Annotated in this window: 12 protein-coding genes; 4 read left to right on the top strand and 8 right to left on the bottom strand. The window is 66.1% G+C overall.

Going from position 1 to position 16,347, the window contains the following annotated elements; genetic code table 11:
- Positions 1-94 precede the first annotated feature (94 nt).
- From ASF81_RS04040 to dusB, 4 genes are read right to left on the bottom strand one after another with little or no spacing between them, the layout of a single operon-like run.
- Positions 95-955 carry a D-amino-acid transaminase gene (locus tag ASF81_RS04040; protein ID WP_055805035.1) on the bottom strand — a complete coding sequence of 287 codons (861 nt, stop codon included), beginning with the start codon at positions 953-955 and terminating at the stop codon, positions 95-97.
- On the bottom strand, positions 955-2,361 hold the full coding sequence (locus ASF81_RS04035; protein ID WP_055805031.1) for a sigma-54 dependent transcriptional regulator: 1,407 nt from the start codon (positions 2,359-2,361) through the stop codon (positions 955-957). Before ASF81_RS04035 ends, ASF81_RS04040 begins: the two co-directional genes overlap by 1 nt.
- Before the next feature lie 9 nt (positions 2,362-2,370).
- Complete coding sequence (locus ASF81_RS04030; RefSeq protein WP_055805028.1) at positions 2,371-4,641, bottom strand: PAS domain-containing sensor histidine kinase; 2,271 nt, start codon at positions 4,639-4,641, stop codon at positions 2,371-2,373.
- Positions 4,638-5,693, bottom strand: coding sequence for a tRNA dihydrouridine synthase DusB (gene dusB, locus ASF81_RS04025; protein ID WP_055805447.1), 1,056 nt, complete (start codon positions 5,691-5,693; stop codon positions 4,638-4,640). Before dusB ends, ASF81_RS04030 begins: the two co-directional genes overlap by 4 nt.
- Positions 5,694-5,788: 95 nt before the next feature.
- Between dusB and ASF81_RS04020 the strand changes: the two genes are divergently transcribed.
- On the top strand, positions 5,789-6,940 hold the full coding sequence (locus ASF81_RS04020; RefSeq protein ID WP_055805026.1) for a bifunctional 2-C-methyl-D-erythritol 4-phosphate cytidylyltransferase/2-C-methyl-D-erythritol 2,4-cyclodiphosphate synthase: 1,152 nt from the start codon (positions 5,789-5,791) through the stop codon (positions 6,938-6,940).
- On the opposite strand, the gene ASF81_RS04015 is transcribed toward ASF81_RS04020, so the two are convergent.
- Positions 6,937-9,225, bottom strand: coding sequence for a spermidine synthase (locus tag ASF81_RS04015; RefSeq protein ID WP_055805023.1), 2,289 nt, complete (start codon positions 9,223-9,225; stop codon positions 6,937-6,939). The genes ASF81_RS04020 and ASF81_RS04015 overlap by 4 nt on opposite strands.
- A 40-nt stretch (positions 9,226-9,265) precedes the next feature.
- Between ASF81_RS04015 and ASF81_RS04010 the strand changes: the two genes are divergently transcribed.
- Together ASF81_RS04010 and ASF81_RS04005 are read left to right on the top strand one after the other, a co-directional pair.
- The gene (locus ASF81_RS04010; protein WP_055805442.1) at positions 9,266-9,754 is read left to right on the top strand and encodes a CinA family protein; all 489 of its coding nucleotides are present in this window, start codon (positions 9,266-9,268) and stop codon (positions 9,752-9,754) included.
- A complete protein-coding gene (locus tag ASF81_RS04005) occupies positions 9,751-10,002 on the top strand; it encodes a sulfurtransferase TusA family protein (RefSeq protein WP_055805020.1) in 252 nt (83 codons plus the stop codon). Before ASF81_RS04010 ends, ASF81_RS04005 begins: the two co-directional genes overlap by 4 nt.
- Here ASF81_RS04005 and ASF81_RS04000 read toward each other — a convergent pair.
- Positions 9,959-10,807 (bottom strand): YhjD/YihY/BrkB family envelope integrity protein, encoded by an 849-nt coding sequence (locus tag ASF81_RS04000; RefSeq protein WP_017504819.1) that lies wholly within the window; start codon positions 10,805-10,807, stop codon positions 9,959-9,961. The genes ASF81_RS04005 and ASF81_RS04000 overlap by 44 nt on opposite strands.
- A 297-nt stretch (positions 10,808-11,104) precedes the next feature.
- Between ASF81_RS04000 and ASF81_RS03995 the strand changes: the two genes are divergently transcribed.
- Positions 11,105-12,412: a diguanylate cyclase domain-containing protein gene (locus ASF81_RS03995; protein WP_055805435.1), complete on the top strand. Its 1,308-nt coding sequence runs from the start codon at positions 11,105-11,107 to the stop codon at positions 12,410-12,412.
- A 6-nt stretch (positions 12,413-12,418) separates the two neighbouring features.
- Here ASF81_RS03995 and mfd read toward each other — a convergent pair whose 3' ends face one another.
- Positions 12,419-15,868: a transcription-repair coupling factor gene (gene mfd, locus ASF81_RS03990; protein ID WP_055805016.1), complete on the bottom strand. Its 3,450-nt coding sequence runs from the start codon at positions 15,866-15,868 to the stop codon at positions 12,419-12,421.
- On the bottom strand, positions 15,868-16,176 hold the full coding sequence (locus ASF81_RS03985; RefSeq protein WP_200932859.1) for a succinate dehydrogenase assembly factor 2: 309 nt from the start codon (positions 16,174-16,176) through the stop codon (positions 15,868-15,870). Before ASF81_RS03985 ends, mfd begins: the two co-directional genes overlap by 1 nt.
- Positions 16,177-16,347 lie beyond the last annotated feature (171 nt).

The following is a 16,347-nucleotide window of genomic DNA, read 5'->3' as shown; positions in this document are numbered from 1 at the left end:
TTTTCCTGTTCTTCGTTGTTTGTCGCCGTGGGAGCGGCGGGGCCGATGCAGCCGACCGCGACCTTAACCGCCGCCCGGCCGCTCGGGCAACGCCCTAAATGGCCCCTCGACGCGCCTGTTCAAGATAGAGTTCTCGCAGGCGGGTTGCGACGGGGCCGGGCTTGCCATCGCCGATCTTCATGCCGTCCAGCGAAACCAGCGGCATGACAAAGGCGCTGGCGGCGGTGACGAACACCTCACGCGCCCGTTTCGCTTCATCGACCGAGAAGGCGCGTTCTTCCAGTACGACACCCTCGGCGGCGGCGAGCTCGAGGACCGCCGCCCGCGTGACGCCCCGCAGGATATTGGCCTGGATGTCCCGCGTTCTCAGCCTGCCGTGCTCATCCACGATCCACGCATTGGTCGATGCACCTTCGGTGATCAGACCCATATCATCATACATTAGACACTCGTAGGCCCCGCGCTCGCGCGCCGCCTGTTTGGCCAGCACGTTCGGCAACAGGCCGACCGTCTTGATGTCGCAACGTCCCCAGCGAATATCGGGTTGGGTGACGCCGGCTGCGCCGTTTTTCGCCAGTCGCTGATTTCGCGCCGGATCCATCGACTTGGCCGTCACGACCACGCTGGGCGCGACATCGACCGGAAAGCCATGATCGCGCGGCGCCGTCCCGCGCGTAACCTGCAGATAGACCATGCCGTCGCGCACACGATTGCGCCGCACGGTCTCGCGCAGAACGACGCCCAGGGCGCCGACGCTCATCGGAATATCGATCTTCAGTTCGTTCAGACTGCGGTGAAGGCGGCTCATATGACCTTCGAAATCGGCCAGCCGCCCGTCGAAGACCGACCAGACCTCATAGACCCCGTCCGCGAACTGGAAACCGCGATCCTCGATATGGACCACGGCCTCGCCATGCGCGGCATATGCGCCATTCACATAGGCGACGCGTGACATCAGGCCGGCTCGTCCTCATCGCCGCCGCGCGCGGGCGAGACACCCAGCGATTTCAGCTTCCTGTGCAAGGCCGATCGCTCCATGCCGATGAAGGCGGCGGTGCGCGAGATATTGCCGCCGAACCGCATGATCTGGGCAGCCAGATACTCCCGCTCGAAGACCTCGCGCGCCTCGCGCAGCGGCAGGGCGATGGTGCGCTCGCCGCCCAGATTCGCCGTCCCGCCGTTCGAGGTCGCCACCTCCTGCGGCAGCATGTCGGCGGTGATCGTTTCGGCCGGATCGCCGGTCGCCAGGATCAGTAGACGCTCGATATTGTTGCGCAGCTGGCGAATGTTTCCGGGCCACGGGTGGACTTGCAGCACCGCCACCGCATCGTCCCCAACGATGCGTTTGGGCAGCCCTTGCGAGGCGCTGATCGTGTCGACGAAATATTCGACTAGTTCGGCGATGTCCTCGCGCCGTTCCGACAGCGGCGGGACACGGATCGGCACAACGTTCAGACGGTGGAACAGATCTTCGCGGAAACGTCCCTCTGCGATCTCGGCCTTCAGATCGCGCGAGGTCGAGGTCACGACGCGGACATCGACCTGAACGTCCTGCTCTCCGCCGACACGCCGGAACCGCTGGTCCACCAGAACGCGCAGGATGCGGCTCTGGCTCTCGCGCGGCATGTCGCTGATTTCATCCAGATATAGCGTGCCGTTGTGGGCGCGTTCGAACACGCCGATCTTGCGCGGACGGCCGTCCTGGCCCTCCTCGCCGAACAGTTCGACATCCAGACGTTCCGGCGTCATGCCGGCGGCCGAAATCGCCACGAACTCGGCGCGCGCGCGCGGGCTGGCTTCGTGGATCTGACGCGCCACCAGCTCCTTGCCGGAGCCGGCCGGTCCGGCGATCAGGACCCGACTGTTGGCCTGGGCCACCTTGGCGATGGTGCTGCGCAAGGCCTGCGCGGCCTGCGATCGACCGATCAGACCCGACGGCGTCATAGTCGCCGCGCGCAGGCGGCGGTTCTCGCGCCTCAGCGTCGCCGCCTCAATAGCGCGTTCGACCACGACGACCAGTCGATCCGACTTGAACGGCTTTTCGATGAAGTCATAGGCGCCGCGTTTCAGCGCCGTCACTGCCGTCTCGATGTTGCCGTGACCGGAAATCATCACCACCGGCAGGTCAGGGTCCAGTTCTTTGACGACCTCCAACAGCTCCAGCCCGTCCAGCCCGCCGCCCTGCATCCAAATGTCCAGGATCGCCAGCGACGGCTTTCGGGCGCGGATCGCGGCCAAGGCTTCGTCGGAGTTGGCGGCGACGCGCACGGCATGGCCCTCGTCCTCCAGCAGGCCGGACACCAGGTCGCGGATGTCGGCCTCGTCGTCGACAACGAGAATGTCGGAACCGGTTGGTCGCATCTTGCCTCGCTATTCGGCGGCCAGGGTCTGGAGCTTGCGCTCCGCGCCCTCGCCGCCTTTGCCGTGGGGTTTCAGGGGGAAGATCATGCACACGCGTGCGCCGCGCAGGGTCTGAGCGTCGGCCAGCTTCAGCTCGCCGCCGTGGTCCTCGCAAATGCGTTTGACGATGGCCAGTCCCAGGCCCGTGCCCTTCTCGCGCGTGGTCACATAGGGTTCGGTCAGGCGATCGCGGTCGCGCGCCGGCAGACCCACGCCGTCGTCTTCGATCACGAAGGTCGCGACGCCGTCCTCGATCGTCAGCGACGCGATCACGCCCGCACGGTCTGACGCCGCCGCCTCGCCTGCCGCAAGCCTATGCGCTGCAACCGATTCGCCCGCGTTCTTGAGGATGTTGATCAGCGCCTGCCCCACCATGCGGCCGTCGGCCTGCATTGTTGCCTTAGGCAGGGGCTCGGTGATGTCGACGACGATGTCCGGGGCGGCGACCCGCTGGGCGAACACCGCCTCGCGCAGCATTTCGGCCGGATTCTCGGGCGCAAAACGCGGCGCCGGCATGCGGGCGAAGGAAGAGAACTCATCGACCATGCGGCCGATGTCTCCGACCTGGCGGATGATGGTGTCGGTGCACCGGTCGAAGATCTCGACATCCTCGCCGATCCTCGCGCGGTATTTCCGTTTCAGCCGCTCTGCCGACAACTGAATCGGTGTCAGCGGGTTCTTGATCTCATGGGCGATGCGACGGGCCACGTCGCGCCAGGCGGCGTTTCGCTGGGCCGTCACCAGGCGGGTGATATCATCAAAGGTCAGAACCATCTCGCCGCCCAGACCACCCTCGATCCGAACGCGCAGCCGCCGCGTGTCGCCGCCTCGGCTGACGTCGATGTCTTCCTCGATATGGGCCTCAGCGCGCCGCACCAGATCGCTCAGCTCTGGTGACAGGGCCGCGAGTTCATGGCCCAGAACCTCTGCGTCCTCGATGTGCAGCAGTTGCAGGGCGCTGTCATTGATGGCCGACACCCGCCCACGCTTGTCCAGGCCGATAACCCCGGCGCTGACGCCCGACAGCACGGTCTCGATGAAGCGGCTGCGGTCGTGCGCCTCGTCGCTCGCGGCCTTCAGCGCCGCCTGCTGCGCCTGCAGATCGCCGGTCATGCGGTTGAAGGCGTCCGACAGGGTTGCGATTTCGGCAGGCGCGCCGTCGCTATCGACCCGTGCGGTGAAGTCGCCGCCTGCGACCTGTCCCGCGGCTTTCACCAACCGACCGATTGGCGCGGAGATGCTGCTGGCCGCCGACATTCCCAGCCACACCGCCCCGACCAGCACCAGCAGCGCCGTCTCCAGATAGCTGAGGATGAAGGCCGATTGGATGCGTTCCCGGCTCTCCTGAGCCTCTCGGTAAGCCTGGATCGACTGAACCGACGTGTTCATTCGCGCCACAAGGCCGTCCTGCAGCGGGCGCACCAGATAAAGATAGGCGTCGCCATAGGCTGGCAGGGCGATGATCGACCTGACGGCGTCTGGATGCTGCGTGACGGTTTGCGGAGGCTGCCCGCCTTCAGCTGCGGCCGCGAGTTCATCGCGGGGCGGCGCAAGATAGGGAGGCGCGCCTGTCTTTTCAGCACGAGCCAGCACCTCGCCCTTGCCATCCAGAATGTAGATGGCGGGGTAGCCGAAGATGTCTCCAACTTGGCCTAGGGCGTCGTTGAACTGAATGCGATCAGCAAACAGGCTTCGCGCACTTCCCAACTGATCCGAAATCGTGACCAAGTCAGCATCCATCGCAGCCGACACGTCCTGGATATAGGCGCGTCCCACGATCGCCCCGTTCTCGACCGAGGCCTGGACGTTTTGGCTGAACCACTGATCCACGCCCCGATTGACCAGAACGCCGAACACCAGCGCGATCAGCACCGACGGGACCAGGGCCACCATCGAGAACAGAGCCACAAATCTGAGATGAAGGCGCGATCCGGCTTCGTCGGTGCTGCGCACAAGGGTCAGCACGCGTCGGCCGACGATGATGGCCAAGCCGGAAATCAGAAGCAGATTGGCGGCCAACACAATCAGGGCGATCTGGCTGCTCGATCCGCGCGCCGACCCCGATGTGGCGCCCGGCGCGACCGCCACCAGCCAGATGGCCGCCGCCGTGATCGCGACAGCCAGAAAGAACGCCAGTCCGAAGCCGGTCCGCGCCCGTTCGCTATCCACCCACCCCCAGAACGACCCGTCGTCCGACGCAAGGTCGGGCGAAGCGGTGCGTGCTGAAAGCGTATCCGTCATGCCACAGCAGTCTCCAACACCTGTGGCCCATTTTCAACAGCAGACTTACCAGACCGAGGCAAATCCGGCCGCCACAGTTCGTGCATGGCGACTTCGACGGCCATCTGATCGTCGAGACGGCAAATTCTTGCCTTCGCCTCGCGACGGTGTTGCGGATCGGCCGGCCACGGCGCCTGTTCGATGTACCAGCCCAGATGTTTGCGGAACATCTTCAAACCCAGCGGCAGGCCGTAGAACTCGGCCGACGCCCTTAGATGTTCGATCACGATCGCCAGACGCTCTTCAGGCCCGGGTTCCTCCAGCGCCACGCCGTCGATCAGCGCCCGTTCAAGGTGCGCCGCCAGCCATGGCCGCCCATAGACGCCACGTCCCAGCATCAAGCCGTCCGTGCCGGACTGCGCCAAGGCCTGGCGCGCTTCATCGGCGGTGATGATGTCGCCATTGACGATGACGGGAATGCCGACCGCCGCCTTCACCGACCCGACCGCGTCCCAATCCGCTTTCCCGGTGTAGAACTGCTTTCGCGTGCGGCCATGCACCGTGACGGCCTTGACGCCGATCGCTTCCGCACGGCGGGCCAGCTCGGCGGCGTTCCGGCTCTCGTCGTCCCAGCCCAGGCGCATCTTGACTGTCACCGGCCGATCGGTCGCCTTGACCGCCGCCTCCATGATCCGACACGCCAGATCCGGCGTCCGCATCAGAGCCGAACCGGCGGCCGAGCCTGTCACCTCCTTGGCCGGACAGCCGAAGTTCAGATCCACGATGTCCGCCCCAGCCTTTTCCGCCATCCGCGCCCCCTCGCCCATCTGTTCGGGATCACGCCCGACCAGCTGGATGACGGTCAGCGGCAGACCTGCTCCCACGGCGGCGCGCCGCACGACGTCCGGCCGCGCCCGCGCCAGTTCCTTGGCCGCCACCATCTCTGTCGCGACATAGGCGGCGCCCAGTCTGGAGGCCAGCACGCGGAACGGCAGATCGGTCACGCCGGTCATCGGCGCCATCAGCACCTGGCCGGGCACGGTCACATCGCCGATTTGCAAGGTCTTGGGCATTTCCGTCTTTCGCCGCATCGCAGTCGCCTTCGTCAAGCACGACCGCGGCGCTTTGATGGTTTCGCCCCGTCGCCGCGCGCACTATCAAGGCCGCCATGACATTCTCGGGCATCATCGTCGCAGCCGGTTCCGGCTCGCGCGCCGGCGGCGACAAACAGTGGCGGAACCTGGGTGGAAAGCCCGTGCTGCGCTGGTCCGCCGAGGCCCTGCTGAACGCCGGCGCTGACGAACTGATCGTCGTGATCGCGCCTGACGCCGTTGAGCGTGTGGCGGAGGTGCTGTCCGATTTGCCGCGTTGGAAAGCCGTCGCGGGTGGAGCCGCCCGCGCCGACTCGGTCCGCGCCGGGCTTGCAGCTCTGACCTGTGGAACGGATCAGCCAGTGCTGATCCATGACGCCGCCCGTCCGCTTTTGGACGCCGCCGTCATCGACCGTCTACTGTCGGCCCTTGAAACTTCGGACGGCGCCCTGCCCGCCCTGCCTGTCGCCGACAGCCTTCGGCGTGGCGAGGCGGAAATCATGACCGACGTGGTTGATCGCGACGGTCTGTGGCGCGCCCAAACGCCTCAAGCCTTCCGCCGGGGCGTGATCGAGACCGCCTATGCCGCCTGGTCGGACGCCGAGGCTCCGACCGACGAAGCCGTCGTCGTGCAGCGCAGCGGCGGTGCGGTGGCCCTGGTTCAGGGCGATGCGCGTCTGATGAAACTGACCTATCCCGAGGATTTCGCCATGGCCGAAGCTCTGCTGCCCCAAGCGCAGCGTTATCAGACCCGCATCGGCTCCGGCTATGACGTGCATCGCTGGGGGCCCGGCGGGTCCGTCTGGCTTTGCGGGATCGAGGTGCCGCACGATCAAACGCTGATCGGCCACTCCGACGCGGACGCCGGTCTCCACGCCCTGACCGACGCCATCCTGGGCGCCATCGCGGCGGGCGACATCGGCGACCATTTCCCGCCGACGGATCCGAAATGGAAAGGCGCCTCGTCAGATCAGTTCCTGATCCATGCCGCCGAACTGGTCGCGGCGCGCGGCGGCCGCATCGTCAATCTCGACGTCACCCTAATCTGCGAACGACCCAAGGTGAAGCCGCACCGCCAGGCCATGCGCGACCGGATTGCCGGGCTGCTGGGCCTTCCGCTCGACGCCGTCAGCGTCAAGGCGACCACGACCGAAGGGCTTGGTTTCACCGGACGCGGCGAGGGTCTGGCCGCCCAGGCCGTGGCGACTGTGGAAACGCCAGTCGCCTAGCGCGCCGCCATCTTCATCTGACGCACCAGCGATCCGAACAGATTGACGTAGTCGTCCGTCCACGGACGCACCGTCGTCGGCGACAGCTTGCGCCAACGCGCATCGTCCCTGAAGCCCTCCAGCGCCGCCGGACTCTTGCCGATCAGCAAGGCCTCGGTCGAGGCCTCGGCCATGTCGCCCTGGCCCGACTGCTCGATATAGACCTGGTGCAGGTGCGGGACCTTCAGCGCCTGCGCCGCCGCCTCGGCCGGCAGGGTGATCTCCAGGTTCCGGTTCGACAGATGCAGCACCACGACGCCGTCGGGCGCAAGCAGCCGCAGATAGCCGCGGATCGCCTCCACCGTCAGCAGATGCGTCGGCACGGCGTCGGACGAGAAGGCGTCGATGACCAGCAGGTCGTAGGATCCCGACGGCTCGCGATCCATAGTCAGGCGCGCGTCCCCCAGAACCGTCCGCACCGGCCCATCGGCGCAGCCCTTGATGAAGCTGAACCATTTAGGGTCGCGCGATAGCCGATCCACCATCGGATCGATCTCGAAAAAGGTCAGCTGGTCCTGGGCGCGCTTGTAGGCGGCCATGGCGCCCGAGCCCTGTCCCACCACGCCGACGCGTGCGCCGTCCAGTCGTCTCGTCTGCATCTGCAGCATCGCCTGCCCCAGCGGCGTCGAGGTCGCATAATAGAGCGTGGGCTGACAGCGGTTCGACGGCGCCTGGGCCTGGGCGCCATGCAAAGTCGTGCCGTGCATTAGCACATGGACCGGCCCGCCCATCAGCGGATCGTCGATATTGGCCACCCGCATCACGCCAAAGAAGCTGCGTTCCGACAGGGCCCAGTCATAACCGCGCGCCAGATGATAGCCGGACCATACGATGGCGGCCAAAACGATCGTGAACATCACCGCCCGATCGCGGACCAGGAAGGCGAACAGGGTCGCGATCCCCAGGATGGCTTGCGCGATCCGCACCAGTTCGGCGTCCGGGATGGCCGCGCGAATGTCGGGCGCATAGCGGACCGCCTCCATCGACAGCGGCCCCAACAGTGCGATGACCACGCCGGCGACGCAGCAGATGATCTCCCACGGCCTGATCTCGCGACGGCTCCACGGCCGCAGCAATCCGACCGCCACCAGCACCAGCGGATATTCCCACACCATGTCGAAAACGGCCGGCGCGATCAGGCCATTGAACAGTCCGCCGACTACGCCGCCCAGCGACAGCAACAGATAGAATTCGGTCAGACGATCCGGCGCCGGCCGCCGCGCCGCCAGCCTCTGGTGACACATCAGCGCGGTGAAGAAGAAGGCCGCCAGATTGACGGTGAACACCAGAAGCCATTCGCCTGTCCGGAACGCAATCAGGGCGGCGCAGGCCGCTGCCGCCGCCGCCTGCAAACCAAGGCCGATGGCTGGCGAAATCGCCGGCCGGGTCTGGAAAGCGATGACAAACGTCAGCAGATAGAGCGCGAGCGGTATGACCCACAGAAAGGGCGCCGAAGCCACATCCGTCGTCAGATGCGCCGTCACCCCCAGCATCAGACTGGACGGTGCGGCGGCCAGCAGAACCAGCATCCCCTTTTCGCGCCAAGCAATCGGCGGGCTGGCCTCAAGTGGCGCGGGCTCCGCCGTTCCAATCTCGCGTCGTCGCCAGACCTGAACGCCCAGCCCCACGACCATCACCACGAACAGCCCATAGCCGACGCTCCAGCCCAGGCGCTGATCCGGCAGGCTGGCCAACGGCTCGATCACGACCGGATAGGCCAGCAGGGCCAAGAAGCTGCCCAGGTTCGAGGCGGCATAGAGAACGTAGGGGTTCTGGCCGTCTGCATGTCCGGCCCGCACGCGCGCATACCAGGCCTGAAGCAGCGGCGCAGTCGCAGACAGCACAGCGAACGGCGCGCCGATGGACACCGCCAGCGTCGCCAGCAGCCACATCGCCGGTTGGGACGGATCGGGATCCCCCAACAGGCCGCTGATCTGCAGGGGCAGGAAAAACGCCGCCACGATCAGCAGGCCCAGGTGAACCCCGACCTGCGCCCGCATCGTCGCCAAACGTTGCAGCAGGTGCGCATAGCCATATCCAGCGAGCAGCGCGGTCTGGAAGAACACCATCGACGCGTTCCACACCGAAGGCGATCCGCCCAGCGTCGGCAACAGCAGCTTGGCCGCCATCGGTTGAACGACGAAGACCAGACAGGCCGATGTGAAGATGGCGACGGCGAACAGGATCGGCGCGATGCGATCCGATGTCGGGGCGGCGGGGCGTAACGGATCGACAGCCTCGGTCATGGCTCTGGTTAGAGCGGGGTTCGCGGCCTATGAAAAGACCATGTTTTCCCAAGATATCGCGCACCTGGCGCAACAGATTGTCGCAACGGCCAGCGAACGCGGCCTGATGCTGGCGACGGCCGAAAGCTGCACGGGCGGTCTGGTGTCCGGTGCGATCACGGCCATTCCCGGTTCGTCAGCGGTCCTGGATCGCGGCTTCGTCACCTACAGCAACGAGGCCAAGGCCCAGATGCTGGGCGTGTCGCTGGAAAGCCTGTCCGCCCACGGCGCCGTGTCGCAAGCCGTCGCGGTTGCCATGGCTGAGGGCGCCGTGGCGCACTCGCGCGCCTCCGTCTCTGTGTCCGTGACAGGCGTGGCCGGACCGGGCGGCGGATCGGTCGATAAACCCGTGGGTCTGGTCCACTTCGCAGCGTCAGGCCCACAAGGCGTCGTTCACCGTGTCGAGCGGTTCGGCGACCTCGGCCGCGACGACATTCGCCAAGCCAGCGTTCGTGTGGCGCTGGAACTGCTGGCGGATCGGCTCGCGTGAGCGACCCTGTCGTCATAGACGCCAGGGGTCACCGCTGCCCTGTTCCCAGCCTGAAGCTGATGAAGGCGTTGGAAACCGCCTCGCCCGGCGCGCGGATCGTGCTGCTGGCCACCGATCCGATGGCCCGGATCGATGTGCCGTTTCTGATGTCTCAGAAAGACGGGCGCGTGCTCGAGATCGACGAGGCCGACGGCCTTCTTCGCATTACGATCGAGACCGGCGCCCGGCCCTACGCTCCGACAGATTGACGACATCGGCCGGCGGCGTGTCGGCGATCGCGCGCGCCTTGGCCGCCAGTTCCATCTCGGTGGCGAACGCTCCGCCGTAAAAGATGGCGTTGACGTTCCACGACAGCCAGATCAGCAGCACCACCACGGCGCCGACCGATCCATAGGTGGCCCCCAGCGGCGCGATCTGTTCGACATAGATCGCGCACAGCCATGACGACACGACCGACATCAATGTCGCCACCAAACCGCCCGCCGTCGCCGGCAGCCAGGCGACCGGCGTCCTGTGGCTCATGGCGTAGCGGTAAAGCAGGGTCAGTCCGATGACCAAGCCGATAGCGGGCAGGAAGGCGTCCAGCGGCGCCATGCCGCTGCGCCCAGGTAGGCCGGCGGCCGACGACGACGCATGCGCCATAATGCGCACGGTCACGACCGCCCCCGACACGACCGTGAACAGCGCAAAGGCGAAGATGGCCACAAAGAAGGCCAGCAGATTGAACTTGAAGAAGCCGTGCGGCTCGGTCTCGTCATGGATCAGGTTCAATCCCGCCAACAAGGCCTTGAAACCTCGGTGCGCGGCATAGGCGCCGACGAACAGGGCGAAGGCGCTCTGAGCGGAAACCGTTCGCGCCGACGCATTGCTCAAACGCGTGATCTCGCCCTGAAAAATGGTCTGCGCCGCTTTGGGCAACAGGTCCGACAAAGCGGTCGCCTGGGCGCTGACTTCGCTGATCGACAGACCCAGCTTGTAGAAGCCGATCAGGATGGCGATCGCCGGAAACACGGCCAGCAGGGCGAAGAAGGACACGCCGCCCGTATAGAGCATGACGTCGCGCCCCCAGCTGCGGGTAAACGCTCTCACGGCCAGCCCGCCCCAGAACCCGGGCGCTTTCAGGACCGACCATGTCAGTTGCTCACTCAAATCGGTCCCCACAACCGTTGCACAAGCGGCGGAACCTAGCGGAATTCGTCTGCGGCGAAAGTCTCATCCGCGTGAGGGCGATCATTCGCGATCCGGCCGCATCCCTTCGGCCGGACGACATTGCATCCTTAACACCCTCGTCGCTATGGTCCGCGCGTTTCCGGCCGGCTAGTGGCGCGGCGACTTTTGGAGACGATCGGCTTGGCTTTCGACGCGCGCGTATTGATCCTGGCGGCTGACGATGGCCGGATCGGGCCGCTCGCTGCGGGTCTTGATGCGCTGGGCTGGACGACAGTGACCGCCCGCGACGTCGTCTCCGCCGAGATGACGCTTCAGGATTTTCCGCTCGAAGCCGCCGTCATCGACATCAACACCTTCGACGCCGACGTGGCTTCACGGCTGCGCGCCGCCGCCGAGCCGCGCCGGCTGCCCATCATGGTCATCGGCGCCCGCCCTGATTCGGTGAAGGGTGCGGATCTGACCACTTCCACGCCGCCGCATCCGGCCCAAGCCGCTTTGCGTCTGGAACAGCTGGGCCGAGCCGCCATCGCCGAGGAAGAGTATCGACTGCGCGTCACCACCTTCGCCACGCGCGGGGTGGGTCTAGATAAGCGGACAGACGACGATGGTCCCTTGCGTGTTCTGGCCGCCGGCGTCGCCGACCGGCGCTTTCTCGCCCTGTCGAACGCCCTCACCGCGGCCGGGGTCGAGGTGGTCGCGGCGCCGACGCCCTACACCGCCTTCGACTATCTGCACGAAAGCCCGTTTGACGCCGCCGTTCTGTGGGGCGCCGAAGACCATGCGCCGGCCCTGTCGATCGCGGCGGGCATGAAGCGCAACACGCGCCTGTATCACATCCCGCTGATGCTCTATCTGCGCGGCAGGAACGAGATCAGCCTGGCTGAACTGTTCAATCGCGGCTTCGCAGACGTCGCCTCCGCCGACACGCCCGAGAGCGAAACGGCCGAGCGGATCCTGGCCTTGGCCGGCGCGCATCGCATCCATTTGGGCATCCGCAAGACGCTGGACTCGGTGCGCAGCCTGGATGTGATGGACCCGGAGACGGGCCTGTTCACGCCCGAACTCTTCGCCAGCCACCTGGGCCGCGTCGCCGAGGCCTCGCGCGCGCGCAAGCGCCCGCTATCCGTCTGCGTTCTGAGAGTGCGCGAAACAGAATCCGTCACTTGGGCCCGTCAGGGCGGTTGGCTGGATCGCGCCATGCCGCAGATCGGGGCCATGGTTTCGCGCCTGGTCCGCGTCGAGGACACCCCTGCCCGCTTGGCGAAGGAGGTATTCGCCCTCGCCCTGCCTGCGACCCACGCTGAACCGGCGCGTCTGGCTGCAGAGCGAATCGCCGCCGTGATCGGCTGCACCGCCTTCGACGCAGGTCCAGACAGGTCGCCGTTCGTCGCCGAGTTCGACGTCGGCGCCGCCGAGATGCGCCCCGACGAAAGCGCCGCCGCCCTGCTTGAGCGCGCCTCGGCCGACCTGTTCGAAAAGACGCGCTGAGGGGCTTTACGCCCCCGCCACCCGCGCCAGATCGGCAGTGATCCGCTCGGCCACCTTCAGACGCTCTTCCGCCGTCGGCCAATCGCCCGAAACGACGATCTTCTGATCCGGCCGAATTTTCCAGAAGGCGTGGTTCTTCTGGATCAGCCCGACCAGTCCCGCCGGATTGGGGAAGCTGTTGTCGCGCAACGTCAGGACCGCACCGCGCGGTCCGATGTCGATCTTCTCGATGCAGGCCTTGCGGCAGTTCGACTTGATGCCGACGATCTTCAGCAGTTGCTGCGCCTCATCCGGCAAGGGCCCGAAACGGTCGATCAGTTCGGCGGCCAGGGCTTCGCGATCCTCGGCCTGTTCGGCGTCGGAAAGACGACGATAGAGGCTGAGACGCACGTTCAGGTCTGGCACGTAATCTTCTGGAATGAGGACAGAAGCACCGACATTGATCGACGGCGACCAACCACGATCCACGGCCTGTCCCTCGCCCTTCTCGCGCAACTCCGCCACGGCGTCTTCCAGCATCTGCTGGTACAGTTCGACGCCGACCTCGCGGATGTGGCCCGACTGTTCGTCGCCCAGCAGATTCCCGCCGCCGCGCTGGTCCAGATCGTGGCTGGCCAGCTGGAAGCCGGCGCCCAGATTGTCCAGCGACTGCAGAACCTGCAACCGCCGCTCGGCTGACAAGGTCATCGGCTTGACCGCATCGGTGGTCAAATAGGCGAAGGCGCGGGCCTTGGACCGCCCGACCCGACCCCGGATCTGATACAGTTGCGCCAGGCCGAACATGTCGGCGCGGTGCACGATCAGCGTATTCGCCGTCGGAATGTCCAACCCGCTCTCGACGATCGTGGTGGAGACCAGGACGTCATATTCCCCGTCGTAGAAGGCGCTCATCACCTCTTCCAGCTGGGTCGCACTCATCTGGCCGTGACCGACGACGAACTTCACTTCGGGGACCTGTTCGCGCAGGAACTTCTCGATGGCGGGCAGGTCCTTCAGACGCGGCGCGACGTAGTAGGCCTGACCCCCGCGATATTTCTCGCGCAGCAGGGCCTCACGCACCAGGACCGGATCCCACGGCGTGACGTAGGTCCGCACCGCCAGACGATCGACCGGCGGGGTGGCGATGATCGACATCTCGCGGATGCCCGACAGCGCCATCTGAAGCGTGCGCGGGATTGGCGTGGCGGTCAGGGTCAAGAGATGCACGTCGGCGCGCAGCGTCTTCAGCTTCTCCTTGTGCTTGACGCCGAAGTGCTGTTCCTCATCGACGATGACCAGGCCCAGGTCGCGGAAGCCGACCTGTTCGCTCAGCACCGCATGGGTGCCGACGACGATCTCGACCGAGCCGTCCTTCAGCCCAGCGCGCGTCTCCGCCGCCTCCTTGGACCCCACCATCCGCGACAACTGACGCACCTTGACCGGCCAGCCGGCGAAGCGTTCGGTGAAGGTCTTGTAGTGCTGGCGCGCCAGCAGGGTCGTCGGCGCGACGATCGCCACCTGCTGACCCGTCATGGCGACGACGAAGGCGGCCCTCAGCGCCACCTCGGTCTTGCCGAAGCCGACGTCGCCGCAGATGAGGCGATCCATCGGCGTGCCCTTGCCCAGATCTTCCAGCACATCGCCGATGGCGTTCAGCTGATCGTCGGTCTCCTCATAGGGGAAGCGCGCGCAGAACTCGGCGAACAGACCCGGCGGCGGCGTGACCGCATCGGTCTCGCGCAGCGCCCGTTTGGCGGCCAGAGCGATCAGCCCCTCGGCCATGGCGCGCAGACGTTCCTTGGCCTTGGCCTTTCTGGCCTGCCAGCCTGCGCCGCCCAGCTTGTCCAGTTGGACGCCCTCGGAGTCCGAACCGTACCGCGTCAGAAGGTCAATGTTTTCAACTGGTAGATAGAGCTTGCTCTCGCCGGCGTAGAACAGCTCCAGACAGTCGTGCGGGGCCTGCTGGATTTCCAGCGTCTTGAGCCCTTCATAGCGGCCGATCCCGTGATCCAGGTGAACGACCAGATCGCCCGTCGTCAGGGCCGACGCCTCCGCCAGGAAGTTCGAGGCGCGGCGCTTCTTGCGCGGTCGCGCCAGACGATCGCCCAGGATGTCAGTCTCGGAAATGACCGCCACCTCGTCGGTGACAAAGCCGTGCTCGACCGGCAGGACGCCGCGTAGATAGAGATCTTTCGGGGCCGCCTGAACATCGGCCCAGTCGCGCACGGCGACGATGTGATCCAGCCCATGGTCGGCCAGCATGGTGGCCAGCCGCTCCGACGACCCTTCGGTCCAGGAGGCGAACAGCACCCGCTTGCCCTCGGCCTTCAGCGCCGCCGCGTGGGCCGCCACCGCCTCGAACAGATTGACGCTGTCCTGCGCCCGCTCGGCGGCGAAGGTTCTGCCCAACCGTCCTCCGGCATCCTCGCCTCCCGTGGAGAAGGGCGTGAAACGACGCACGGCGCGACCCGCCAGCGCCTGGTTCCAGTCTCCGGCGTCCAGATAGAGCCGCTTTGGCGGCAAGGCGCGATTGGCGCTGGCTTGTCCTTTGGCCTTGGCCGCCTCGGCGCGCGCATCATAGGCGTCCGCGACCAGATCCCATCGCTCGGCGCGGGCCGTCTCGACCTGGTTGTCTAGGAAGATCGCCGCGTCGTCCGGCAGATAGTCGAACAGGCTGTCCAAGGTCTCATAAAACAGCGGCAGCCACTGTTCCATGCCCTGACGCCGCGCGCCCTCGCTGATCGTCGCATACAGCGGGTCGTCGCCCGGCGCGCCGAACAGGTTCAGATAGCCCGTGCGAAAGCGCGAGATGGCGGCCGCATCCAGCAGCGCTTCCGACACCGGCGCGAGGGACACGGACGTCATCTGGCCGGTCGACCGCTGCGTTTCGGGATCGAAGGTGCGGATCGATTCCAGCTCGGATCCGAACATGTCCAGCCGGACCGGCTCCTCGAAGCCGGGCGGATAGACGTCGACGACCCCGCCGCGCACCGCGAACTCACCGCGCTCCGACACGGTCGAGGCCCGGACATAGCCGTTGGCGGCGAAATAGCGCTCCAGCGCCTGGATATCGAGATCGCGTCCGACCTTGGTTTCGAACCCGGCCTGTGTCGTGACCGACTTGGGCGGCGTGCGCTGAATGGCCGCCGACACCGTCGTCACGACCAGAACAGGCGCATCGCCAGGCTTGCGCATCGCCAGCCGCGTCAGCGTCGCCATCCGCTGCGCGGCGATTCCCGCCGTGGGGCTCAGTCGGTCATAGGGCAGACAGTCCCACGCCGGATAATCCAGGACTTCAATATCTTTCGAGAAGAACTGAAACGCCTGAAAGAAGCTGCCCGACCTCTGAAAGTCGCGTGCGACGAACAGGCCGACGCCGCCGCCGGCCTTGATCCGTTCGGCGACGATCAGCGCGTCCAACCCCTCGGGCGCGCCGCCCAAGTCGGCGTCGGTTCGGTATTCGACCTTGTCGTCCATCAGCCGATTCCCTTGCCGACTTCGGCCGCGACGTGGGCGCGCATGAAGGCGCGCACCTTGGCCATCACCGGCGTCTCGAACTCGGGCGGCGTCGGATCACGCTCGATGATCCAGCCGTAAAGCCACTGGTCTTCCTCGTCGATCAGCCGCTCGAATTGGTCCAGTTCCGCATCGGTAAGGGTCGGCGCGACCTGATCGGAAAACGGACCCAGCACCATGTCAGCCTCGCGAAAGCCCCGCCGCCAGGCGCGGAACTGTATGCGGCCCAACCGCTGCCTGCGCTCAGGCGTCATTTGCTCAGGGGTCATTTCGCTTTCGGGACGCGCGTCGATTTCGGCCACAAGAATCCTTGCCCGGCAAAGTGGGAAGACGCTCAAGCAGCGAGCCACCGCGTGGCGAGCGTTAGCGTCTTCAAATGGAAGAAGCGCAGATAGCGTTCCTGAACGGACTTCGCCACCCGTCATGGTCACGCTATGTTC

It is taken from the genome of Brevundimonas sp. Leaf168, assembly GCF_001423685.1.
GTDB classification, from domain to species: Bacteria; Pseudomonadota; Alphaproteobacteria; order Caulobacterales; family Caulobacteraceae; genus Brevundimonas; species Brevundimonas vesicularis_C.
This window is presented reverse-complemented; position numbering and strand designations above follow the sequence as displayed.